Origin of the sequence: Micromonospora sp. WMMC264, from assembly GCF_027497275.1 — a bacterium.
GTDB lineage: Bacteria > Actinomycetota > Actinomycetes > Mycobacteriales > Micromonosporaceae > Micromonospora > Micromonospora chalcea.
In genome coordinates, this window is the sequence record NZ_CP114907.1 from 5722777 (window position 1) to 5745835 (window position 23059).

Consider the following 23059-nt stretch of genomic DNA (forward strand, 5'->3'; position numbering starts at 1 on the left):
GGCATGTCCCGGATCAAGGAGTTCAACCTTCCCGACCTGGGCGAGGGCCTGACCGAGGGCGAGATCCTCGCCTGGCTGGTCAAGGTCGGCGACGACATCGAGCTGAACCAGCCGATCGTCGAGGTGGAGACCGCGAAGGCGGCGGTCGAGATCCCGGCGAAGTGGGCCGGCCGGGTGCAGGCGATCTTCCACCCGGAGGGGTCCACTGTCGAGGTCGGCGTGCCGATCATCGCGATCGACACCGACCCGGGCGCCGGGCCGATCGAGGAGTCGACGACCGCGACCCCCGCGTCGGACCTGCCCGCTCCGTCTGCAGCGTCGCTCGCCGCGGTCCAGGTCGCGCCCGCCGAGGGCATGGTCGAGCCGGGCCTGATCGGTGGTGTGGCCCCGGGTGGGCGTACCGCCGTGCTGGTCGGCTACGGCCCGCGCAACGCCCCGGCCAAGCGCCGCCCGCGCAAGGGTGACGCGCCGGCACCGGCTCAGGCCGCCGCCCCGGTGGCGCCCGCGCCTGTCGCGCCCGCCCCGCCCGCTCCCGCCCCGGCGGTCAACGGCAACGGCCGGGTCTCCGGTCCGGTGCTGGCCAAGCCGCCGGTCCGCAAGCTGGCGAAGGACCTCGGCATCGACCTGGCCACGCTGACCGGCTCGGGTCCGCTCGGCTCGATCACCCGTGAGGACGTACAGCGGGCGGCGACCGCGACCCCGGCGGCGGCCGAGCCGCTGACGGTCACGACGCCGGCCGCGTCGGCCGCGAGCTTCGGCGCGGACCGCGAGCAGCGCATCCCGGTCAAGGGGGTACGCAAGCTCACCGCGGAGAACATGGCCCGCTCGGCGTTCACCGCCCCGCACGTGACGGAGTTCCTGACCGTCGACGTGACCCGGGCGATGAAGGCGCTGGACCGGCTGCGTGACCGGCGGGAGTGGCGCGACGTGCGGGTCTCGCCGCTGCTGCTGGTCGCCAAGGCGGTGCTGCTGGCGGTCAAGCGGCACCCGATGGTCAACTCGACCTGGGCCGGCGACGAGATCGTGGTGAAGGAGTACGTCAACCTCGGCATCGCGGCGGCCACCGAGCGCGGCCTGATCGTGCCGAACATCAAGGACGCCGGGCGGCTCTCGCTGCGCGAGCTGGCGGACGCGATGACGGACCTGGTGCAGACCGCGAAGTCGGGGAGGACGTCCCCGGCGGACATGTCCGGCGGCACGTTCACCATCACCAACGTCGGCGTCTTCGGCGTCGACACCGGTACGCCGATCCTGCCCCCGGGCGAGTCGGCGATCCTCGCCTTCGGCGCGGTACGGGAGCAGCCGTGGGTGCACAAGGGCAAGGTGAAGCCGCGCCTGGTGACCACGCTCGGCCTCTCCTTCGACCACCGCATCATCGACGGTGAGCTGGGCTCGAAGTTCCTCCGCGACATCGGGGACTTCCTGGCCGACCCGGAGGCGGCGCTGCTCGCCTGGACCTGACGCACCACCGCTCCGGTCACGGCCGGTGTGCCACGGGTGAACGCCCGGCACACCGGCCGTAACCGTTTCGGGAACGGAATCATAGGATCTGAGGGCAGGCTGACCTACGATCCTTAGGTACGTGGTTCAGCTCACCTAATAATCGATGGCGATGGGCGGCCTGGTGCGCTTAAATAGAGACATCAAGGGGCTGACAACCGAATAGCCAGGAGGAGAGACCCAAGATGAGCATGATCGAGCGAATCCGCACCCGCCGCGACGCCAACCGCCGCGCCCGCGCCATCGAGCACGCGCTGCGTTCCGCGAACTCGCCCGCGGTCCGCGAGGAGCTTCTCGCCATCGCCCAGCGTCACATGAGCTGACGCCACAGACCTTTCTCACCTCCTCCAGTCCGAAGACCCGCCCGACACCGGGCGGGTCTTCGGCGTATCGGCATCGGTCGGCACCGGGATTCCACCTCGCCGCACCGCCCGGTACGGTTGGCACGGTCGCCAACCGGTGGTTCCGGGCCGACGCGGGCAAGTGAAACCCATCGACGTCGTCCGGTGACTTTCGGTGACGGCCGATGCTCCCCCGGGCGGCTCCGGGCAACCACCGGATACGGTGCGGGGAGCCCGCACGGCCGGTACCCGCCGGCGACGCCGGCAGCCATGCCGACGGTTCCCCGGACCGGCATCGGCGGCCGACCTGTGATGGAGGAGGCGCACCCATGACGTCCGAGGCTCCGCACCGCCCCGGCCAGGAGCCGGGCGAGGTGTCGCCGGGCACCGGCGGACCGGTGCCGTACGGCGATCAGCCGGCGCAGCAGGACAACGGGTACAACGGAGCGCCCGACCTCGGCTGGGCGCCGCCCCCGCCGGCCGGTCGGCCCGCGCAGCCGGCCCCGGCCTGGGCCGCTAACGACGAACAGCCCCCCGCCTGGGCCCCGCCCGCGGGCCAGCCGGTGACCGGCCGGGCCACCGCCCAGGTCCCACCGCCCGCCGACCGTGGGCAGCAGCCCGCCTGGGGCGGCACCGACCAGGGCGCCCCCGCCTGGGCCGGTCCCGCCCAGGGCAGTCCCGTGTGGGGCGCTCAGGAGCAGCCCGGCCCGGACCGCGCCGCCGACCCGGCGCCGCCCGCGTGGGCCGCCACGCCGCCGGGCAGCCCGGTCGAGCCGACGGCGCCGGCCTGGGCCGCCGAGCAGAACCGCCAGGGGTGGGGCTCCGGTGAGCAGCCGGCCCGGTCGCCGTCCGGCGACCCGGCCGCCCGCAGCACCGGTTACGTCCCCGCCCCGGCCACCGTGCCGAACGAGACCTGGGTCACGCCCGCCCCGCCGGACGACCCGCACCGCTCCGGCGGCTTCGCGCCCACCGGTGGGCAGCACGACGACGCCCCGGGACACGCCGGTGGCTGGTCCACCGCCGCGCCGCCGGACGATCCGAACCGCTCCGGCGGCTGGAACCCGCGCGACGAGCAGCCCGCCGCGGCCGACGACCCCGGCCGCTCCGGCGGCTGGACGCCGCGTGAGAGCCAGCCGGCCTGGGCACCTCCGGGTCAGCAGACCGGCGCCACCTGGCCGCCGGCCGACCCGCCCGCCCGTGCCGCCGCCGCGGTCTCGGTGCCCGGCGTCACCCGGCCGGACAACGCGTGGTCCACTCCGGAGCAGTCCGATCAGGACAACCGCTCCGCCGCTGGCGAGGACGACTCGCACCGCTCCGGCGGCTGGCGTCCGACCGGTGGACAGCACGACGGCGGATGGCCCGCCCCGCAGGCCGAGAACCGGCCGGGTGGCTGGGACGAGCCCGCCCGCCCCGACGACCCGGACCGCTCCGGCGGCTGGGCCGCGGGCCGCGCCGCCGGCCCCGCCGAGGCGGCACAGCCGGGCGGCTGGGGTGAGCCGGACCAGGGCCGGCAGCCCGGTGGCTGGGGCGCCCCCGCCGTACCGCAGCAGCGTGACTCCGAGGAGCAGGCCGGCGCCTGGAGCGGCGCCGCGTCCGTGCCGCAGCAGGAGAGCGGCCGGTCGGCCGAGGAGCCGGCACAGCCCAGTTGGGGTGCCGCCGCACCGGTCGATACTCCGGCGGCCCGCGCGAGCGTCTCCGTACCGGCGCCCGACGCCGGCTGGGGCGGCAACCAGAACGACCGCCCGGCCGTACCGGCCGCCGAGCCGTGGTCGCCCGCCGAGGCGTGGGGCCGTTCCGAGGACTCCGCCCCGGCGTACCAGCCCGCTCCCGCGCCGGGCATCTCGCCCGGCAACGCGGTGCCGCTGCCGGCGCAGCAGCAGCGCGTGCCCGGAGCCGCGCTCGCCGCGTCGCCGCCCGCCGACCAGCCGCCCGCGCCGGCCGAACCCCAGGGGTACGAGCCGGAGCGCGGTGACGGCGCGTGGGGCGAGTCGCAGTCGGCCTCCGTGCCCGGCCCGCGTACCTCTCCGGAGGGCGGCCCGGTCTCGGCCAGCGCGTCGGTCCCGGTGACCAGCCGGGTCACCCCGCCGTCCGACCAGCCCCTGCCGACCGGCACCCCGGCGCCGCAGCCCCGGGTGTACGGCCGGCCCGCCCGCCCGGAGCCCGAGGACACGCCCGAGCAGGACGGTCACGGCTTCCCCGAGCAGGACGGGCCGTCCGGATTCGGCCCGGACAACGGCTTCCCCGGCCCGCAGTCCCGGACCGAGGACGCCGACGGGCCGCACGGGTACGCCGTCGTACCGCCGTCCTCGCCGGCCGCGCCGCCGCCGTTCCCGGCCGGTGTGCCGTCCTTCATGGACCCGCCCGCCAACACCCGCCCCGCCAACGGGGTGCACCCGGGCGGCGAGCAGCCCGGCGCGGTCCGGGACCCGTTCGACGGCCCGCAGAGCCCCTACGGCACCCCGGGTGGCAGCCAGGACCCGTTCGGCCCGCCCGGCGGCCATCAGGACCCGTTCGGTGGCCCTCAGGGCGGTCGCCAGGATGCGTTCGGCAGCCCGGCCGGCCGGCCCGAGCCGTTCGGCGGCCAGCCGGACCAGTTCGGCCCGCCGGCCGGTGGGCGCGCCTCCGTCGCGGTGCCCGGCCAGGGCCGGCCGGGCGAGACGAGCCCCTTCCCGGCACAGCAGGCCCCGCCGGCCTGGTCGCAGGACGCGCCGTCCGGTGAGCCGGAGCAGGGCCGGTTCGACGCGTTCAAGCCGGACGCCGCCGAGCCGCAGACCGAGGCGCCCCCGCCGAAGGTACGCAACGGACGGGTGCTGGCCGCCGTACTGATCGCGGCGGTGCTCATCCTCGCCGTACCGCTCGGTCTGCTCACGCTGCTCGGCAAGGTCGGCGACGACAAGCCGGCGGGCTTCGACCCGGCGGTCGGTTCCTGCGTCAAGCAGTCCGGCGAGACCGCCGTTCCCGCCGACTGCGGTGAGCAGGGCGCGTTCAGCGTGGTGTCGAAGGTGGACAACAAGGACAAGTGCGCCGATCTGACGCAGCCCACCGTCTCCGTCGAGAACGGCGGGACCACCCGAGTGCTCTGCCTGAAGCCGGCCGGCCAGTAACCACACGTACGCGGAGCGTCCACCCCTCACCGGGTGGGCGCTCCGCGCCGTTCCGGTGTGCCTCTGTTCACCCCGGGTTCGCCGCGAGCGCACCCGGCCGGTGCGGCACGATGGGGGCATGAGCGCGCGCGTACGGGCACCGGAACTGCGGGGTCGGGCCTGGCTGAACACCGGCGGCAAGGCCGTCACGCTGGCCGACCTGCGCGGCAAGATCGTCTTGTTGGACTTTTGGACCTTCTGCTGCATCAACTGCCTGCACGTGCTGGACGAGTTGCGCCCGCTCGAAGAGAAGTACGGCGACGTCCTGGTCGTGATCGGGGTGCACTCGCCGAAGTTCGAGCACGAGAAGGACCCGGCGGCGCTGGCGGCGGCCGTCGAGCGGTACGGCGTGCACCACCCGGTGCTCGACGACGCCGACATGGACATGTGGCAGCAGTACGCGGCCAAGGCGTGGCCGACCCTGGCCGTGGTCGACCCGGAGGGCTACGTGGTCGCCACCATGGCCGGCGAGGGGCACGCCGAAGGGCTGGCGCGGCTGATCGACGAGTTGATCGCCACCCATGAGGCGAAGGGCACGCTGCACCGGGGCGAGGGCCCGTACGTGCCGCCGGCCGAGCCGGACACCGTGCTGCGGTTCCCCGGCAAGGCGCTGCCGCTCGACGGCGGGAACCTGCTGGTCAGCGACTCGGCCCGGCACTCACTGGTCGAGCTGGCCGCCGACGGCGAGACGGTGGTGCGCCGCATCGGCGCCGGTTCCCGGGGCCGTACGGACGGCCCGGCCTCCGCCGCCACCTTCGCCGAGCCGCAGGGGCTCTGCCTGCTGCCGCCGCACGTGGCCGAGGTCGCCGGTTACGACGTGGTCGTCGCGGACACCGTCAACCACCTGCTGCGCGGCGTACGGCTGTCGTCCGGCGAGGTGGTCACGATCGCGGGCACCGGGCGGCAGTGGCGCTCGACCGTCGACGACCACGCGCACGACGCCCGCGCCGTCGACCTGTCGTCCCCGTGGGACGTGGCCTGGTACGGCGATCGGGTGATCGTCGCCATGGCCGGCATCCACCAGCTCTGGTGGTTCGACCCGATCAAGCGGACCGCCGGCATGTACGCCGGGACCACAGTCGAGGCGCTGCGCGACGGCCCGCTGCCGGACGTGTGGATGGCCCAGCCGTCCGGGTTGTCCGTCTCGGCCGACGGCGCCCGCCTCTGGGTGGCCGACAGCGAGACCAGCGCGATCCGGTGGGTCGAAGACGGTGTGATGCACACCGCAGTCGGTCAGGGCCTGTTCGACTTCGGGCACGTCGACGGCCCGGCCGACCAGGCGTTGCTCCAGCACCCGCTGGGCGTGTGCGCGCTGCCCGACGGTTCGGTGCTGATCGCCGACACGTACAACGGGGCGGTGCGCCGCTTCGACCCGGAGACCGGCCAGGTGGGCACCGTGGCGGACGGGCTGGCCGAGCCGAGCGACCTGGTGCTGACCGGCGAGGGCGACGTGCTCGTGGTCGAGTCGGCCGCGCACCGCCTGACCCGGCTGGCGCCGGGCGCGCTGACGTCGGCCGGGGCGAACACGGTGGACGGCCCCCGGCACCGGCTGGAGCGCAAGCCGACCGACGTGGCGGCCGGGGAGCTGACCCTGGACGTGATCTTCACGCCGGCGCCGGGGCAGAAGCTCGACGAGACGTACGGGCCGTCGACCCGGCTGGTGGTCTCGGCGTCCCCGCCGGAGCTGCTGGTCGAGGGCGCGGGCACGACCACCGACCTGTCCCGCCGGCTGGTGGTCAGCGGCGACGTGGCGCAGGGGGTGCTGCAGGTGACCGCCCAGGCGGCGACGTGCGACGCCGACGTGGAGCACGCGGCCTGTCACCTGACGCGGCAGGACTGGGGCGTGCCGGTCCGGGTGGTCACCGGCGGCGCGACCCGCGTGCCGCTGGTCCTGCGTGGCATGGACGCCTGACAGCGCGTGTTAAGAAGGGCCCCTTTCTCTACCGGAGGCGTTAAGAAGGGGCCCTTCCTTTCACGCGAACGGAGTGAGCGTGACCCCCGCGTCGATGAGCGCGGCGCGGACCAGCTCCGCGCACCGCACCGCGCCGGGCGTGTCCCCGTGCAGGCAGATGGACTCGACCGGGCAGGCGATCACCGTCCCGTCGACGGCGACGAGCGTCTGCTCGACGGCCATCCGTACCGCCCGGACGGCCACCTGCTCCGGGTCGGTCACCAGCGCGTCGGGGGAGCTGCGCGGCACCAGCGTGCCGTTCGGGAGGTAGTTGCGGTCGGCGAACCCCTCGGCCACCACCCGCAGGCCGGCGCCGGTGGCGAGCTGCGCGAGCACGCTGCCGGGCTGGCAGAGCACGGGCAGCTCGTGGTCGTACCCGCTGATCGCGGCCACCAGCGCGGCGGCCTGGGCCTCGTCGCGGGCCGCCGCGTGGTAGAGCGCGCCGTGCGGTTTGAGGTAGCGGACCCGGGTGCGGTACAGCCGGCAGAAGGCGTCGAGCGCGCCGAGCTGGTAGATCGTCTCGTCGCGCAGCTCGGCGAAGTCGTACGCGATGTGCCGCCGACCGAAGCCGGCGAGGTCCCGGTAGCCGACCTGCGCGCCGACCGCGACGCCGCGTTCGGCGGCGGCGGCGCAGACCTGGTGCATGGTGGCCGCGTCGCCGGCGTGGAAGCCGCAGGCGACGTTCGCGGAGCTGATCAGGTCGAGCAGCGCGTGGTCGTCGCCGAGCCGCCAGCTTCCGAATCCCTCGCCCAGGTCAGCGTTGAGGTCCATGGAACGTCACCGTAGTGCCTGGCCGGGCCTGGGCGAACGCTGTCACGTCGTCCACCACTCCGACGACCGGGTAGCCGCCGGTGGTGGGGTGATCGGCCAGGAAGACCAGCGGCTGGCCGTCCGGCGGGACCTGCACCGCGCCGAGCACCAGGCCCTCGCTGGGCAGTTCGCCGGCGACCGCGCGGGGCAGCGCCGCGCCGGCCAGCCGCGCGCCGACCCGGTTGCTGTCCGGGCTCACCGTGTACGCGGTGCCGCACAGCAGGTCCAGCGCCTGCGGGGTGAACCAGTCCTGCCGGGGGCCGGGGCGCACGGTCAGCCGCAGTTCGTCCGGGACCGGCCGGGTGACGGCGAGGTCGACCGGGGGCGGCGGCCGGTCCGCGGTGCCGAGTGGCAGCCGGTCCCCGTCGCGCAGCGGAGGCGGCCCGAGCCCGGAGAGCGTGTCGGTGGATCGGCTGCCGAGCACCGGTTCGACGGTGATTCCGCCGCTGACCGCCAGCCAGGTGCGTACGCCGGCCCGGGCCGGCCCGACGCGCAGCACCGCGCCCGCCGGTAGTGCGAGCGGCAGTCCCACGTCGCCCGGCCGGGTGTCCCCGGCCGGCCACTCGACGACCACGTCGGCCGGGGCACCGGTGAGCGCGAGCGCGACGGCCCGGGTGAAGCGCAGCACGCAGCCGGTCATGGTGATCTCCAGCCCGGCGGCATGCTCGTGGTTGCCGACGAGGCGGTTGGCCAGGCGCAGGGCGGCCGGGTCGAGCGCGCCGGAGCGGGGTACGCCGAGGTGCGCCCACCCCGGTCGGCCCTGGTCCTGCACGGTGGTGAGCGCCCCGGCCCGCAGTACCTCGATCACGGCGTGTCGACCAGCCGGACCCGGGTGCCGGGGGTGAGCCGGGCCGGCGGGTCGGCGTGCACGTCGAACAGCGGCAGGTCGGTCCGGCCGACCAGCAGCCAGCCGCCGGGTGACGCGGCGGGGTAGATGCCCGCGTACGGGCCGGCGAGCGCGACCGAGCCGGCCGGCACCCGGGTACGCGGTGTGGCGAGCCGGGGCACTGCCAGCTCGGGCGGCAGCCCGGTCAGGTACGCGAACCCGGGCGCGAATCCGCAGAACGCGACCCGGAACTCGGTACGCCGCAGCCGGTCGATCACGGCGGGCACGTCGGTGTCCCAGTGGGCGGCGACGCGCGGCAGGTCCTCGCCGTCGTACACGACTGGCACCCGGACCTCGGCGGTGGTCGCGCCGGGGCCGCCGGTCCGGGGCCGCCAGCCGGCGATCCGGTCGGCGGCGGCCGACGGGTCCGGTACGCCGTCGAGCAGTACGGTGACCGCGCCCGGGACGATCTCGGTGGCGGTCAGCTCGCCGCTCGCGCGCCGGTGCCACAGTTCGGCTCGCCATGCCTCGACCTGCTCGGGGTCGTCGCAGTCGAGCAGCAGGGCGTGGGTCCCGACCGGCCGGATCCGCATCCGGTCATCCTCCCGTCGGCTGACGTGACGGTCCACACTACTTGCAAGTAACCTACGCTGTCGTAACCTGTTGATGTGACCACATCCGCACCGTTCCGGCTCCGGCCGGCCGACATCGGGAAGCCGCGCATGCGCGGCTGGCTGCACGCATACGCGTTCTTCGCCGCTCTCGTCTGCGGCATCGTGCTGTGTTCGATCGCCGCCGGCCGTCCCGGCTGGGCGCCGCTGGTGAGCTGCCTGATCTACAGCTTCACCGTGTGCGGGCTGTTCGGCACCAGCGCGCTCTACCACCGGCGGGTCTGGTCCGAACGCGGCTACCAGATCATGCGCCGGATGGACCACTCGATGATCTTCGTGTTCATCGCCGGCACCTACACGCCGTTCTGCGCGCTGCTGCTGGACACCCGGCAGGCCACGATCATGCTGAGCCTGGTCTGGGGCGGCGCGATCGCGGGCGTGGCGGTGAAGCTGATCTGGCCGCACGCGCCGCGCTGGGTCTCCGCCCCGCTCTATCTCGCGCTCGGCTGGGTAGCGGTGGCCATGCTGCCGCAGATCCTGCACTCCGGCGGCGTCACCGCGCTGGTGCTGCTGGCGGTGGGCGGCGCGATCTACAGCGTGGGCGCGGTGTTCTACGCGCTGCGCCGCCCGAACCCGTGGCCCACGGTCTTCGGGCACCACGAGTTCTTCCACGCCTGCACGCTCGTCGCGGCGATCTGCCACCACATCGCGATCTACTTCGCCCTGTTCGCCTGAGCCGAGTCGCGCCGCGCCGGACCGGCCCCGGACACGCGCGAGGGCCCCGCGCCGTTGCGGGGCCCTCGGGTTCGGGGGTACGGGATCAGGCCGGGTAACCCGAGCCCGGACCACGCACCTCGCGGTACTCCTCGCGTACGACGCGGTCCTCCCGCACCGGTGCGACCGGCTCGGCGACGACCCGCTCACGCACCGGCGCGGCCACGACCCGGCGGCGGCTGTTCCAGAAGTACAGCGTGGTGAGCAGGCCGGCGACGCCGGCGAGCATGAGCACCCAGCCCACCACGTTGAGGTTCAGCCATCCCAGATTGGCGTCGACGGCGAACGCGAAGATCGCGCCGAGCGCGATGAGAAAGATGCTGGCACCGATGCCCATGACGTCGCCTCCTTGGCGTCCTGCTGGCGTTTCCTGCCCGCCGCGGCCATGGATGAGGTAGCGGCACACATCGACATACCCAGGCGCTTTGATCGTCAATCAGGCAAGCTGGGCGGTATGACGGACGGCAGGAACGGGCAGCGGACGCTGGTGCTGCTGCGGCACGCCAAGGCCGAGCCGTCCGGGGACCTCCCGGACGTGGAGCGGTCACTCACCGCGCGGGGGCACGCAGACGCGGCCACCGCCGGGGCCTGGCTGGCCCGGCACGGGCTGCTCCCCGACGTGGTGCTCTGCTCGCCCGCCCGGCGTACCCGGCAGACCTGGCACGACGCGGCGATGGGCATGAGCGGTTCGCCGACGGAGAGCGGTCCGGCGGGCTCGGCGCCCGCGGTGCGGTACGAGGCGAGCGCGTACGACGCGCTTCCGGATCAGCTGCTGGAGCTGCTGTGGACCGTCGAGCCGACCGCCGGCACCGTGCTCCTGGTCGCCCACAATCCGGGGATCTCACTGTTGTCGGCGCTGCTCGACCCGCAGCGGGCAGACCCGGACGGGCTGCGGACCAGTGACCTTGTGGTGCACCGGCCGACGACCCGCTGGGCCGACCTCGGGCCGGGAACCGCGCCGATCACCGGCCGCCACACCGCCCGCGCCTGATACTCACCCGACGCGGGTGTCGTACGCCGCCCGGTTGGCGAGCACGTCGTCCATGTGCGCCTCCGCCCAGGACTTCAGGCCGCGGATCGTCTCGTGCAGGGAGAACCCGAGGTCGGTCATCTCGTAGGTGACCGTCACCGGCACTGTCGGCTCGACGGTGCGGGTGATCAGACCGTCGCGCTCCAGGGCGCGCAGCGTCTGGGTGAGCATCTTCTGGCTGACCCCGGGCAGCGTGCGGAACAGCTCGGAGTATCGCCTCGGTCGTGGGTCGCCCGCGCAGTCCGCCCCGAACCGGTGCGAGCCGTCGCTGCGCAGCGCGGCCAGCACGAGTGCGACCCACTTGTCGGTGATCCGGTCGAGCAGTTGCCGGCTGGGGCACCCGGCCAGGAACGCGTCGTACTCGGCCTTGCTCATCTTCTGCTCCTGCCGCCCGGTGAGCTACGCACTTTCAGGTGCCTACTTCCCACGAGAAAGTAACACCCGGATAGTGGAGGGCGGCCGCCGCGACCCGGCGGCGTCGCGTAACGACGAGAGGTACACGCATGGCCCCCACCACCCTTCCCGGCGGCACCTGGACGCTGGGCGACCTGACCGTGACCCGGTTCGGCTACGGCGCGATGCAGCTCGCCGGCCAGTGGGTCATGGGACCACCGGCGGACCACGAGGGCGCCCTCGCGGTGCTGCGCGAGGCGGTCGCGCTCGGCATCACCCACATCGACACCAGCGCGGCGTACGGGCCGTACGTCACCAACCGGCTGATCCGGGAGGCGCTGCACCCGTACCCGGAGTCGCTGCACGTCGTCACCAAGGTCGGCGCGGACCGGGACGAGCAGGGCGGCTGGCCCACCGCGCGCGACCCGCGCAGCCTGCGCCGGCAGGTCCGGGAGAACCTGGAGACGCTCGGCCTGGAGAGGCTCGACCTGGTCAACCTGCGGCTCGGCGACGCCACGGGCCCGCAGCCCGGCTCACTCGCCGAGCCGCTGGAGACGCTCGTCGCGCTCCAGCGGGAGGGTCTGATCCGCCACCTCGGCCTGAGCAACGTGACGCCGGAACAGGTCACCGAGGCACAGGCCATCACGCCCATCGTCTGCGTGCAGAACCACTACAACCTGGCGCACCGCGCAGACGACGACCTGATCGACGAGCTGGCCCGGCAGGGCGTCGCCTACGTGCCGTACTTCCCGCTCGGCGGCTTCACCCCGCTGCAGTCCTCGGCGCTGTCGGCAGTGGCCGCGCGCCTCGGGGCGACACCGATGGGCGTCGCCCTGGCCTGGCTGCTGCGCCGTTCCCCGAACATCCTGCTGATCCCCGGCACCAAGTCCGTCGCGCACCTGCGCGAGAACGTCGCCGGCGCCGGGCTGGCCCTCTCCGGCGAGGATCTCGCCGAGCTGGACCGGATCGGCCGCTGAGACGCGGCGTCAGGACGGCGGCGCCGTCGGCGGCGGCGGGTCGGGCGGCGGCGGCATCATCGCGGTCGGATGCGAGAGCCGGTTCTCCTCCACGATGAGCGTGCGGGCCCGCTTGCGGCGGTCCTGCCAGAACCACAGCGTGGTCAGCAGGACGCCCAGCCCGGCCAGGATGAAGACCCAGCCGACCGCGCGCAGGTCGATCCACCAGACGTTGGCCCGGATGGCGAAGGTCATGATCGCGCCGAGCGCGATGAGAAAGATGGCGCTACCAATGCCCATGTGCGCTGCACTCCCCCGTGCGATGGCCTTGGGCGTACTCCGGTCGTGGTCCGCGACGGTTACCCGCCACCGGGCCGCCTATCCGCCCGGAGCGCACGCACGACGACGGCCGGCGGGCTGGGGCCCGCCGGCCGTCGTCATGAGGGGGAGAGTGACGCTTCAGGGGTGAAAGCCCCCGGAAGGGCTCAGAAAGCCTCCTCCGGGAGGTCCATGATCTCCAGGTCGGTGCCCTCGATGATCCGCCGGTCCGCGCCGATGCGGGGCAGCACCTCGCGGGCGAAGAACCGGGCGGCGGCGACCTTGCCGGTGTAGAAGGACTTGTCGGCCGCGGAGACCTCGCCGGCCAGCGCCTTCAGCGCCACGTCCGCCTGCTTCTGCAGCAGCCAGCCGACCACCAGGTCGCCGATCGCGAGCAGGAACCGGCGGCTGCTCAGGCCGACCTTGTAGAGGGCGCGGGTGTCGCCACCCTGGGCCTCGCCCAGCCAGCCGGTCATCACGCCGAGGATGTTCTGGATCTCGGCGAGCGCCTTGCCGAGCGCCTGCCGCTCCTCCTTGAGCTGGCCGTTGCCGGCCTCGGAGGTGATGTGCTCCTGGATCTCGGCGGCGACCGCCATCAGGGCCTTGCCGTTGTCCCGGACGATCTTACGGAAGATCAGGTCCAGGCTCTGGATCGCCGTGGTGCCCTCGTACAGGGTGTCGATCTTGGCGTCCCGGACGTACTGCTCCAGCGGGTAGTCCTGGAGGAAGCCGGAGCCGCCGAAGGTCTGCAGCGCCTCGTGGCCGAGCAGCTCGTACGCCCGCTCCGAACCGACGCCCTTGACCAGCGGCAGGAGCAGGTCGTTGACGCGCTTGGCCAGCTTGGTGGCCTTCTCGTCACCGGCCGCCTCGGCGATCGTGACCTTGTCCTGCCAGGTCGCGGTGTAGCAGACGAGCGCGCGCAGGCCCTCGGCGTACGACTTCTGCAGCAGCAGCGAGCGGCGCACGTCCGGGTGGTTGGTGATGGTCACCCGCGGCGCGGTCTTGTCGGCCATCTGGGTGAGGTCGGCGCCCTGCACCCGGTTCTTGGCGTACTCCAGCGCGTTCAGGTAGCCGGTGGAGAGCGTGGCGATGGCCTTGGTGCCGACCAGCATCCGGGCGTACTCGATGATCATGAACATCTGGCGGATGCCGTCGTGCTTCTCACCCAGCAGCCAGCCCTTGGCCGGTACGCCGTGCTCGCCGAAGGTCACCTCGCAGGTGTTCGAGACCTTCAGGCCCATCTTGTGCTCGACGTTGGTGGCGTAGACGCCGTTGCGCTCGCCCAGCTCGCCGGTCTCGGCGTCGAAGTGGTACTTCGGCACGACGAACAGCGACAGGCCCTTGGTGCCCGGGCCACCGACGCCCTCGACGCCGACCGGGCGGGCCAGCACGTAGTGGACGATGTTGTCGCTCAGGTCGTGCTCACCGGAGGTGATGAAGCGCTTCACGCCCTCGATGTGCCACGAGCCGTCCGGCTGCTGGATCGCGCGGGTACGGCCGGCGCCCACGTCCGAGCCGGCGTCCGGCTCGGTGAGGACCATGGTCGAACCCCACTGCTTGTCGATGAACAGCCGGGCCCACTTCTTCTGCTCCTCGGTGCCCTCGACGTGCAGCACGTGGGCGAAGGACGGGCCGGAGGCGTACATCCAGATCGGGGCGTTGGCGCCGAGCACCAGCTCGGCGAGCGACCACCAGAGGGCACGCGGGGCGTTGGTGCCGCCCAGGGACTCCGGCAGGTCGAGGCGCCAGAACTCGGAGTCCATGAACGCCTTGTACGACTTCTTGAACGACTCCGGCAGCGGCGCGGTGAACGTCGCCGGGTCGAAGACCGGCGGGTTGCGGTCGCTGTCCGTGTAGCTGGCAGCCAGGTCCTCGCGGGCGAGGCGGTCGACCTCGCCGAGGAAGCTGCGGGCGGTGTCGACGTCCAGGTCCGTGAACGGGGCCTGGCCGAGCGTCCGGTCCGCCCCGAATACCTCGAACAGGTTGAACTCGAGGTCCCGCACGTTGCTCTTGTAGTGGGTCATGCTCGCTGGCCCCGCTTCCGGACAGGTGTTACCGATCAGTAACTCCAGACTGTATTACTCACCGGTAGGCAACGACAAGCGGATCTCGGAAGTGACAGCGATTACACACTTCCCGTTCATCCGTCGGCGGCGCCGACCTCCCAGCTCGGCACCGGCGTCGCGGTGGCGCTGTACGGGCCGGCGTACTCCATCAGGACCAGCGCGATGTCGTCGTCGAGCCGGCCGTGCACCCACTCGACCAGGGCGGTCTCCAGCGAGGCCAGCCCGTCGGCGACGGTGCCGTGGCCGAGCAGCCGCCAGGCCCGGTCGGCGGTGGGGAAGAACTCGCCGTCCCGGCGCGCCTCGCCAAGCCCGTCGGTGAACAGCAGCAGCCGGTCGCCCGGCTCCAGCCGCTCCACGCGCGGCCGGACCACCGGCATGAAGCCGAGCGGCGGCGCGGGCGCGGGCGGCTCCAGCGGGATCACCGCGCCCCGGCGCAGCAGCAACGGCGGCGGGTGCCCGCAGTTGACGATCGTGAGGGTGCCGCCGCGCTCCTCGACCAGCGCCGCGGTGACGAAGTCCTCGTCGCCGACGTTGCGGGCCACCGCGCGGTCCAGGTCGGTCACCACCGCGCGCAGGTCGGCCCGCTCGTACGCGACGTGCCGGTAGGAACCGAGCACGATGCTGGCCAGGCGGACCGCGTCCAGCCCCTTGCCCCGGACGTCACCGATGATCATGCGGACGCCGTACGGGGTGTCCATCGCCTCGTACAGGTCGCCGCCGATCTCGGCGGTAGCGGTCGAGGAGATGTACCGGGCGGCCACCGCGAGCGTGCCGACCTGCGGTCCGAGCGGGCGCAGCACCGCCTGCTGGGCCACCGAGGCGAGCCGGGACAGCTCCGCGATCCGGTCCACCTGCCGCTGGCGTACCGCCGCCGTGGCCGCGGCGACGACAGTCCCCACCGCGATGGCTGTCACGTTCACGGCGGTCACCAGCGTGGTGCCCCGCTCGGCGAGGGCGAAGGCGACACCGACGGCGGTGGCCAGCCCGCCCATCGCGAGCACCACCCGCCAGGAGGCCAGCGCCGCCGCCAGGAACGGCGCGATGACCATCAGCGCGAGGTAGTGCGCCGGACGGCCGTCGGCCAGTTCCGCCGCGGCGACGATCGCGAGCAGCCCGAGGGCCGCGCCGAGGCCGGCGCGGGATCCGGGGCTCAGCGGGCGACGGCCCGGCTGGAAGGGTTGCGTGCGTACATCGGACAGCATGCCTGATGGACGTGAACGGGAGAATGAACCTGGCCCGTCGGCCGTGGAAGTTCTGGCCGAGTGGACGGTCAGCCGAGGACCTCGTACCGGACCTGGATGTGCCCGAGACCGGTGGCGGCGATGGACGCGAACGCGGCGCGGGACAGGTCCAGGCACCGGCCCTCGATGAACGGGCCCCGGTCGTTGATCCGCACCACCACCGACTTGCCGTTGTCCGGGTTGGTGACCCGGACCTTCGTGTTGAACGGCAGCGTCTTGTGCGCGGCGGTCAGCGCGTTCGGGTTGAACGACTCGCCGTTCGCGGTCATCTGACCCTCGGCGTAGAAGGACGCGCCGCAGGAGCCGCTGTCCACGACCTTCGGGCTGCTGGTCTTCTTCGCCGTCGGCGACGGGGAGGCGGTCCGGGCCTTGCTCCGGGAGGCCGCCTGGGTCCGGCTCGACTTCGGGCTCGCGGTGGCCGTCGGCGACGGGCTGAGGCTCGCGCTCGGCGAGGCCGACGCGCTCGGCGAGGGGGCCGCCGAGGTGGGGGCGGGCGTGCTGGGCAGCGTCGCGACCGCGACCGGCTCGGCGGGCGGCTCGGCGGAGGTGAGCCGCACGGCGCCGACGGTACCGCCGACCGCGAGCGCCACGCCGACCGCCGCGGTCGCGGCGATGGCGGCGGGCGAGGAGAACTTGCGGGTACGAAGGTGCCTAGCAGCCACCGGCCCGGTCCTTTCGTCAACTGAACAAACCGGCCCGGACCGTAACGAGAGAAGCACTTCCGAAGTCAACGTGATCATGGTGCTATGCCCGTATTTACCCCGGTACGTGTAGCCGATCACGCCACGCTCGATCGGCCGAACGGCCCACCGATCCGCGAGGATGGAAAACGTGCTGAACCGTCGCCTGGTCGAGCTGTTCCGGTGGATCGACCCCGGCCCCGGCAGCACCCACCTGGTCAGCGACACCTCCGGCTGGTGGCGTGACCCCGAGGTGCTCGCCCAGGTCGGCCCGGCGCTGGCCGGGCTCTTTCCGGACGCCCGCCCGACCGTCGTGATCGCGCCCGAGGTGACCGGGCTGCTGCTCGGCCCGCTCGTCGCGGTCGCCGCCGGAGCCGGTTTCCTGCCCGCGTACAAGGACGGCGGCGAGCGACGCCGGGCCGGGCCGACGCGCTGGGCGCAGACACCCCCCGACTACCGGGGGCGGCGGCTGCGGGTCGGCGTGGACAGCAGGCGGCTCGGCACCGGCGACCGGGTGCTGCTCGTCGACGACTGGGTCGACACCGGCGCGCAGCTCGACGCACTGTGCCGGGTCGTCCGGGACGCCGGGGCCGACCTGGTCGGCGCTGCCGCGCTCGTCGCGACCTGCCCGCCCGAGGTCGCCGCGCGGCTGAGGCTGCGCGCCCTGCTCACCGGCGCCGACCTGCCGTGAGCCGCCGGCGGTGGCGGAGCGTGCCGTAGCGTCGGCGGCATGTGGCCCCGCATCGGTGGATTGCGCGCACTCGCCCTCGGCACGCCCGGTGAGCTGCGCACCCGGCTCAACACCCTCGTGCTCTCCGGCGTGAAGACCGCCACCGCCGGCCTCGTGCGGGAGTACGACGACGAGAACGAGGAACTGGAGTACGTCGGCGAGCGACTGGTCCTGGTCGACGACAACGACCGGTTCGTCGCCGTCGTGGAGGTGACAGGCGTCGAGGTGGTGCGCTTCGCCGACGTGCCGTGGGACTTCGCCCGCGCCGAGGGCGAGGGCGACAGGTCGATCGAGGAGTGGCGCGAGGGCCACGGCGCCTACTGGGCCCGGCAGGGCACGCCGGTCACCGACGACACCCGGATCGTCTGCCTCCGGTTCCGGGTGGTCTCCACCGAGGGCAGCGTCGGCACCTAACCGACCCGGCGCAGCTCCGGCAGCAGCGCCGCCGCCTCCACCAGCACCGCCTCGTCGCCCGCGTACCAGCTGCTGGCCCGGGGCCAGTGCGTCACCACGTCGGTGAAGCCCAGCCGGGCCGCCCGGGCCACCTGCTCGGCGAAGAAGTCGGCGCTGGTCAGCGAGAACATCGGAGCGGAGTCGAGCGAGAGGTAGCGGTCCAGCGTCGCCGGGTCACGGCCGGCCTGCTCCAGCGTGCGGTCCATCCGCTCGGACAGCTCCGTGACCGTCCGCCACCAGCTCTCCACGTCGTCGCTGCCCTGCCCGATGGTCACCCAGCCCTGCCCGAACCGGGCGGCCAGCCGCATCGAGCGGGGACCGTTCGCGGCCACCACGAACGGCACCCGGGGCTGCTGGACGCACCCCGGGTTGTTGCGCGCGTCGACTGCGGTGAACCAGTCCCCGCGCCAGGTCGTGCCGTCCTCCCGCAGGATCGCGTCGAGCAGCTCGGTGAACTCGGCGAACCGGTCCACGCGCTGCCGGGGCGGCAGCGTCTCGCCGCCGAGCACCGCCGAGTCGAAGCCGATGCCCCCCGCGCCCAGGCCGAGCAGCACGCGGCCGTCGGACACGTCGTCGAGCGCCGTCACCTGCCGGGCGAACGCCACCGGGTGCCGGAAGTTCGGCGAGGCCACGAGCGTCCCCAGCTTGACCTGGGACGTCACGCCGGCCGCCGCGGTCAGCGTCGTCCACGAGTCGAACCACGGCCCGTCGACCAGGTCACGCCAGCCCAGGTGGTCGTAGGTCCAGGCGTGGTCGAAGCCCCACTCGTCCACCTGGGCCCACCGCCGACGTGCTTCCGACCAGCGCTGGTCAGGCAGGATCACGATGCCGATTCGCATGCCCGCCAGGGTACGACCCGGGTCGGACACTCCGACCCGGGTCGCGGTGATCACGCCGCCAGATCGGCGACCACGCAGGCGATGTTGTCCGGTGCGCCGGCCGCGTACGCCAGCTCGACCAGGCGCTCGACGGCGCTCTCCGGATCGTCCGCCTCCGTCAGCGCGGCGTGCAGCGCGCCCGGCTCCACCACGGCGGAGAGGCCGTCGGAGCAGAGCAGGTAGCGGTCGCCGGGCAGCGCGGTCCGCAGCGCCAGGTCCGCCTCGACCTCCGCGCCCGCGCCGAGCGCCCGGGCCAGCAGCGCCCGCTGCGGATGCGATCCCGCCTCGGCCGGGGTGAGCCGGCCCTGGTCGACGAGCGTCTGCACGTACGTGTGGTCCTGGGTGAGCCGGGACAGCTCACCGCCGCGCAGCAGGTACGCCCGGCTGTCCCCGACGTGCACCAGCGCGAGCCGGGTGCCGCGCCGCACGAGCGCGGTGAGCGTGGTGGCAGGCTGGTCGGCGTCGGTGGCGTGCGCGCGTACCGCCCGGTCGGCCCGGCTCACCGCGTCGGCAAGCGCGGCGAGCAGGTCGGCCTGCGACTCGTTCGCCTGCTCCAGCGGCCGCAGCGCGTCCACCGCCTCCGCACTGGCGGTGGACCCGGCCGGGCCGCGTACGCCGTCGGCGACAGCGAGCAGCGCCGCGCTCGCGTACGCGGTGTCCTCGTTGGAGTCGCGGACCGTTCCCGTTTCGCAGCGCGTCGCGTACCGGAAGATCGTCTCGGACATGGTGGTGCCCCTCTCGCTGAGCGTGTCGACGAGGAGCGCGACGGCCCGGCCGCGCGCCGCGGTGTCCGCGCTGACCCGCCGCCACCAGGCGTCGAGCGCCTCCGCGGCGGCCGCGGGCGGCAGGCCGCAGACGGTACGGATCTCGGCCAGCGGCATCCCCGCCCGGCGCAGCCCGGCGATCAGCCGCGCCCGGTCCGCCTGCTCCGGCGCGTAGTAGCGGTAGCCCGAGTGCGGGTCCACCGCGGCCGGGGGCAGAAGCCCGCAGTCGTCGTAGATGCGCAGCGCCTTGGCGCTCAGGCCGGTCGCGCGGGCGAACGCCCCGATGGTCAGCAGTCGCACCGTGCCTCCCTCGCGCTCCTCGTGCCGGTCACCGCGACCGGCACCGATCACGCTGGGCCTTGCCGCAGGGGACGGGTCAAGGCGTCGTTGCCGCCAGTTTGGCGAGCATCCGGCCCAGATGCGGCTCGATCGTGCCGGTCGGCGCCTCGTTCACCTCGGCCGGCGTCCACCAGCGGATGCCCGCGAACTCCACCGAGTCGGGCGTGAACCGCTGGTCACGGCCCGCGGACAGCACGTACCAGAGGCTCACGTCGGTGTGCCGGTGCTCGGGCGGGCCGACCGTCTCGGTGACGGTGAGGAACGCCGGGCGCTCACCGAACGGCGGCGCGAAGACCGCCGACACGCCCAGTTCCTCCCGCAGCTCGCGGCGCACCGTGTCGGCCGGGTGCTCTCCCGGCTCGACGTGCCCGCCGCTGGGCAACCACATCGCGGCGAGGCGGTGGTCGACGAGCAGCACCGCGCCGTCGGCCGGGTCGCGGAGCAGGAAGTACGCGACCAGGTGTGGCGACGGCGTACGCGGCTTGGCCCGGCGGAAGATGTCCTCCGTGCCGGCCAGCCAGGTCAAGGCCGCCTCCCGGTGCCGCGCCTCCAGCTCGTCCCCAGGTGGCAGTTCCTCGACCAGTGCCCGGATCTCGTCCCGCATCCCGCCGATGCTGCCACCTGGGTACGACGGGATCAGTCCGGCGGCAGCGGGTTGGCGTCGGCCGCTGCGCGGACGAACTCGCGTACCCGGGATGTGGTGTTCCCGGCCGGCCACACCGGACCGCGACAGATCGGCGGCGCGTCGTGGATCGGCACGTAGGCCACGTCCGGACGGGCGTAGAACTGCCGGGCCTGCTCACCCACCGGCAGCACCCCGCGCCCGAGCGCGACGAGCGCCAGCATCTCGGAGAAGCTGCCACCCACTGGGCCCTTCGGCACCGGACGGCCGGACGGGGTGCGGTCCGGCGTGCGGTCCTGCTTGAACGCGGTCGACGTCACCGCCGGGTACTGCACCACCGGATGGTCGCCGAGCACCTCCAGCGACACCGACTCCTCGGCCGCCAGCGGATGGCCCGCGGCCACCGCGAGCACCCGGCGCTCGCGCAGCAGCACCGGGCCGTTCGCCATGCCGTCGAAGGGGTACGAGGCGATCAGGACGTCGATCGTGCCGTCCAGCAGGCTCGACCGGGTGCTGGCCAGCGGCGCCTCGTGCACGTGCACCTCGCAGTCCGGATGACGCTCGGTGAACAGCGCGACCGCCCGCAGCAGCACCGGCGCTGTCGACTCGCCGACGTACGCCACCCGCAGCTCGCCGGTGAGCCCGCGCCCGGCGTCCACGGCCCGCTGCACCGCCGCCTCGATGCCGGCCACCAGCGGGCGCATCTCCTCGGCCAGGCGGGCACCGATCGGGGTGAGCCGGACGACCCGGCTGGTGCGCTCGAACAGCGGCGCACCGATGCGGCGTTCCAGCTTGCGCACCACGTGGCTGACCCGTCCGGTGCTCACCCGCAGCCGCTCGGCGGTCCGCCCGAAGTGCAGCTCCCCGGCCAGGGTCAGGAACGTCTCGATCTCGTACCGCTCCAGCACAAGGCGCCTCCGTCGTTGCCCGTGAGTCAACGATCGTAGTGCGATCGGGGGTTGGTCCCGCCGCCGCGCCGGGCCAGAGTTGACGGCATGCGGAACGATCTCGTGACGGTGACCGGGTTCGACCATCTCGTGCTCTCGGTGAGCGACGTCGAGCGTTCCCTCGACTTCTACTGCGGCACGCTCGGGCTGGCCCCGGTGCGGGTCGACAGGTGGCGGGCCGGCGAGGTGCCGTTCCCCTCCGTACGCATCGACGCCGGCACCATCATCGACCTGATCGCGGGCGACCCGACCGGGTCCAACGTGGACCACTTCTGCCTCGTCGTGGAGCCGGTCGACTGGCAGCGGGTGGTCGACTCCGGGGTGTTCACGGTGCTGACCGGCCCGGTCCCGCGCTTCGGGGCGCGGGGCACCGCCACCTCGATCTACGTCAGCGACCCGGACGGCAACACAATCGAACTGCGTTCCTACCCGGCCGACGCCTAACCTGGCCCGATGCCGGAGCTGGAACGACTCGCCGCCCGCCACGCGCCCGCCGTGCTGCGGTTCGAGCGGGAGAACCGCGCCTACTTCGCCCGGTACGTCCCCGACCGGGGCGACGACTTCTTCACCGGCTACGCCGCCCGGCACGCGGCCCTGCTGGCCGAGCAGGACCGCGGCACCTGCCACTTCCACGTGCTGGTCGGCGACTACGGCGCCGTACTCGGGCGCTTCAACCTGGTCGACGTCGCAGGCGGCAGCGCCGAGCTGGGCTACCGCGTGGCCGAGCGCGCCGCCGGGGGCGGGCTCGCCGGCGAAGGCGTACGGCGCGTCTGCGAACTGGCCCGCAGCGAGTACGGGCTGCGCCGGCTCGTCGCCTCGGCGGCGCTGGCGAACCCGGCCTCACTGGCGGTGCTCACGCGTGCCGGCTTCGTACCGGACGGTCCGGTGGAACTGGACGGGGAGCCCGGCCTGCGGCACACGCTCGACCTCGACGTGCCCTACGCGGCCGCGTCGCCGTAGGCGGGCGCGCCGGCCGGCTCGTACGTCAACTGGAGCGTGCCGTGGGCGTGGGTGACCGACTCGGTGAGCCGCAGCGCGGTCGGCACCGTGCCGTCGCCGAACAGCCGCTTGCCGGTGCCGAGCAGCACCGGGTACACCCACAGGTTGAGCCGGTCCACGAGGCCGGCGCGCAGCAGCGACTGCGCCAGGTCGAGGCTGCCGATCACGTGCACCTCGTCGTGGCGGGCCTTGATCTCGGTGACGCGCTCGGCGAGGTCACCGTTCACCAGCGTGGAGTTCGCCCAGGTCAGCGGCTCGGTGAGGGTACGGCTGGCCACGTACTTGGGCACGCCGTTGAGCAGGCCGGTGAAGGGGATCTCCTCCGGCGCCTTCGGCCAGTAGCCGGCGAAGATGTCGTACGTCTTGCGGCCCAGCAGCAGCGCGTCCATGCTGCTCGCCTGCTGGAACATCACCGTGCCGGACTCGTCGTCCAGCAGCAGCATCTGCCATCCGCCGTGGCTGAAGCCGCCGTCGCGGTCCTCGTCAGGCTCGCCGGGCGCCTGCGCCACGCCGTCGAGGGTCAGGAACTCGGTCACGATCAACGTACCCATGGGTCTGCTCCTCCGGTTTCCGCTCGTCCCCCGTCAGACCCGTCAACGACCCGCAACTCATCGCCGAGGTGTACGTGATGGATTTCGTGGAGCACGGCTCCCACCTCGATGTCGACGTCCTTGTGACGGCGGACCG

Annotated in this window: 25 protein-coding genes; 11 read left to right on the top strand and 14 right to left on the bottom strand. The window is 73.6% G+C overall.

From position 1 onward, the window contains the following. Window positions 1-3: 3 nt before the first annotated feature. The 4 genes from O7542_RS25370 (at window position 4) to O7542_RS25385 (ending at window position 6896) form a co-directional block, all read left to right on the top strand. A complete protein-coding gene (locus O7542_RS25370; RefSeq protein ID WP_043330772.1) occupies window positions 4-1461 on the top strand; it encodes a dihydrolipoamide acetyltransferase family protein in 1458 nt (485 codons plus the stop codon). A 224-nt stretch (window positions 1462-1685) separates the two neighbouring features. Then, window positions 1686-1823, top strand: a complete 138-nt coding sequence (locus O7542_RS25375; protein WP_013283356.1) for a hypothetical protein — start codon at window positions 1686-1688, stop codon at window positions 1821-1823. Window positions 1824-2170: 347 nt separating this feature from the next. After that, window positions 2171-4945 carry a hypothetical protein gene (locus O7542_RS25380; RefSeq protein WP_166457380.1) on the top strand — a complete coding sequence of 925 codons (2775 nt, stop codon included), beginning with the start codon at window positions 2171-2173 and terminating at the stop codon, window positions 4943-4945. 118 nt (window positions 4946-5063) lie between these two features. Further along, a complete protein-coding gene (locus O7542_RS25385) occupies window positions 5064-6896 on the top strand; it encodes an NHL domain-containing thioredoxin family protein (RefSeq protein WP_281605301.1) in 1833 nt (610 codons plus the stop codon). 60 nt (window positions 6897-6956) lie between these two features. Here O7542_RS25385 and O7542_RS25390 read toward each other — a convergent pair whose 3' ends face one another. Genes O7542_RS25390 through O7542_RS25400 form a run of 3 tightly spaced genes read right to left on the bottom strand, consistent with a single transcriptional unit; the run spans window position 6957 to window position 9164 of the window. Then, entirely contained in the window at window positions 6957-7706 is a 750-nt protein-coding gene (locus O7542_RS25390; RefSeq protein ID WP_043327589.1) for a 5-oxoprolinase subunit PxpA, read from the bottom strand. Next, window positions 7690-8553, bottom strand: a complete 864-nt coding sequence (locus O7542_RS25395) for a biotin-dependent carboxyltransferase family protein (protein ID WP_281605302.1) — start codon at window positions 8551-8553, stop codon at window positions 7690-7692. Before O7542_RS25395 ends, O7542_RS25390 begins: the two co-directional genes overlap by 17 nt. Next, window positions 8550-9164 carry an allophanate hydrolase subunit 1 gene (locus O7542_RS25400; protein ID WP_069089162.1) on the bottom strand — a complete coding sequence of 205 codons (615 nt, stop codon included), beginning with the start codon at window positions 9162-9164 and terminating at the stop codon, window positions 8550-8552. Before O7542_RS25400 ends, O7542_RS25395 begins: the two co-directional genes overlap by 4 nt. Window positions 9165-9239: 75 nt before the next feature. On the opposite strand from O7542_RS25400, the gene O7542_RS25405 reads away from it, so the two are divergent. Further along, the gene (locus O7542_RS25405) at window positions 9240-9917 is read left to right on the top strand and encodes a hemolysin III family protein (RefSeq protein ID WP_030500524.1); all 678 of its coding nucleotides are present in this window, start codon (window positions 9240-9242) and stop codon (window positions 9915-9917) included. Window positions 9918-10002: 85 nt separating this feature from the next. On the opposite strand, the gene O7542_RS25410 is transcribed toward O7542_RS25405, so the two are convergent. Next, a complete protein-coding gene (locus O7542_RS25410; protein ID WP_030500523.1) occupies window positions 10003-10293 on the bottom strand; it encodes a DUF6458 family protein in 291 nt (96 codons plus the stop codon). Between the two features lie 117 nt (window positions 10294-10410). Here O7542_RS25410 and O7542_RS25415 point away from each other — a divergent pair, with 117 nt between their 5' ends. Further along, complete coding sequence (locus O7542_RS25415; RefSeq protein ID WP_043327592.1) at window positions 10411-10947, top strand: histidine phosphatase family protein; 537 nt, start codon at window positions 10411-10413, stop codon at window positions 10945-10947. A gap of 3 nt (window positions 10948-10950) precedes the next feature. On the opposite strand, the gene O7542_RS25420 is transcribed toward O7542_RS25415, so the two are convergent. Next, window positions 10951-11361: a helix-turn-helix domain-containing protein gene (locus O7542_RS25420; RefSeq protein ID WP_069089160.1), complete on the bottom strand. Its 411-nt coding sequence runs from the start codon at window positions 11359-11361 to the stop codon at window positions 10951-10953. Between the two features lie 128 nt (window positions 11362-11489). Between O7542_RS25420 and O7542_RS25425 the strand changes: the two genes are divergently transcribed. After that, window positions 11490-12356, top strand: a complete 867-nt coding sequence (locus O7542_RS25425) for an aldo/keto reductase family oxidoreductase (RefSeq protein ID WP_281605303.1) — start codon at window positions 11490-11492, stop codon at window positions 12354-12356. Window positions 12357-12365: 9 nt separating this feature from the next. Here the strand turns inward: O7542_RS25425 and O7542_RS25430 are convergent, their stop codons facing one another. The 4 genes from O7542_RS25430 to O7542_RS25445 all read right to left on the bottom strand — a co-directional run bounded on the left by O7542_RS25430 (window position 12366) and on the right by O7542_RS25445 (window position 16622). Further along, entirely contained in the window at window positions 12366-12635 is a 270-nt protein-coding gene (locus O7542_RS25430; RefSeq protein WP_013283345.1) for a DUF6458 family protein, read from the bottom strand. A gap of 185 nt (window positions 12636-12820) precedes the next feature. Next, a complete protein-coding gene (locus O7542_RS25435; protein ID WP_043327595.1) occupies window positions 12821-14677 on the bottom strand; it encodes an acyl-CoA dehydrogenase in 1857 nt (618 codons plus the stop codon). 116 nt (window positions 14678-14793) lie between these two features. Continuing rightward, the gene (locus O7542_RS25440) at window positions 14794-15921 is read right to left on the bottom strand and encodes a PP2C family protein-serine/threonine phosphatase (protein ID WP_043327596.1); all 1128 of its coding nucleotides are present in this window, start codon (window positions 15919-15921) and stop codon (window positions 14794-14796) included. Window positions 15922-15989: 68 nt separating this feature from the next. Further along, window positions 15990-16622, bottom strand: coding sequence for a septal ring lytic transglycosylase RlpA family protein (locus O7542_RS25445; RefSeq protein WP_043327597.1), 633 nt, complete (start codon window positions 16620-16622; stop codon window positions 15990-15992). 160 nt (window positions 16623-16782) lie between these two features. Here O7542_RS25445 and O7542_RS25450 point away from each other — a divergent pair, with 160 nt between their 5' ends. Next, window positions 16783-17331, top strand: a complete 549-nt coding sequence (locus O7542_RS25450) for a phosphoribosyltransferase family protein (RefSeq protein WP_281605304.1) — start codon at window positions 16783-16785, stop codon at window positions 17329-17331. Between the two features lie 39 nt (window positions 17332-17370). After that, complete coding sequence (locus O7542_RS25455) at window positions 17371-17784, top strand: ASCH domain-containing protein (protein ID WP_281605305.1); 414 nt, start codon at window positions 17371-17373, stop codon at window positions 17782-17784. Here the strand turns inward: O7542_RS25455 and O7542_RS25460 are convergent. The 4 genes from O7542_RS25460 to O7542_RS25475 all read right to left on the bottom strand — a co-directional run bounded on the left by O7542_RS25460 (window position 17781) and on the right by O7542_RS25475 (window position 21334). Continuing rightward, window positions 17781-18662: an LLM class flavin-dependent oxidoreductase gene (locus O7542_RS25460; protein ID WP_281605306.1), complete on the bottom strand. Its 882-nt coding sequence runs from the start codon at window positions 18660-18662 to the stop codon at window positions 17781-17783. The genes O7542_RS25455 and O7542_RS25460 overlap by 4 nt on opposite strands. Before the next feature lie 50 nt (window positions 18663-18712). Then, window positions 18713-19765: a MerR family transcriptional regulator gene (locus O7542_RS25465; protein ID WP_281605307.1), complete on the bottom strand. Its 1053-nt coding sequence runs from the start codon at window positions 19763-19765 to the stop codon at window positions 18713-18715. Window positions 19766-19841: 76 nt separating this feature from the next. Then, window positions 19842-20408, bottom strand: a complete 567-nt coding sequence (locus O7542_RS25470; RefSeq protein WP_104113407.1) for an NUDIX domain-containing protein — start codon at window positions 20406-20408, stop codon at window positions 19842-19844. A 32-nt stretch (window positions 20409-20440) separates the two neighbouring features. Beyond that, window positions 20441-21334 carry a LysR family transcriptional regulator gene (locus O7542_RS25475; RefSeq protein WP_209963909.1) on the bottom strand — a complete coding sequence of 298 codons (894 nt, stop codon included), beginning with the start codon at window positions 21332-21334 and terminating at the stop codon, window positions 20441-20443. An 87-nt stretch (window positions 21335-21421) separates the two neighbouring features. On the opposite strand from O7542_RS25475, the gene O7542_RS25480 reads away from it, so the two are divergent. Both O7542_RS25480 and O7542_RS25485 read left to right on the top strand, forming a co-directional pair. Then, window positions 21422-21817 carry a VOC family protein gene (locus O7542_RS25480; RefSeq protein ID WP_064447975.1) on the top strand — a complete coding sequence of 132 codons (396 nt, stop codon included), beginning with the start codon at window positions 21422-21424 and terminating at the stop codon, window positions 21815-21817. Between the two features lie 9 nt (window positions 21818-21826). After that, a complete protein-coding gene (locus O7542_RS25485) occupies window positions 21827-22333 on the top strand; it encodes a GNAT family N-acetyltransferase (RefSeq protein WP_281605308.1) in 507 nt (168 codons plus the stop codon). Here O7542_RS25485 and O7542_RS25490 read toward each other — a convergent pair. Continuing rightward, window positions 22312-22923, bottom strand: a complete 612-nt coding sequence (locus O7542_RS25490) for a dihydrofolate reductase family protein (protein WP_281605309.1) — start codon at window positions 22921-22923, stop codon at window positions 22312-22314. The genes O7542_RS25485 and O7542_RS25490 overlap by 22 nt on opposite strands. Window positions 22924-23059: the final 136 nt, after the last annotated feature.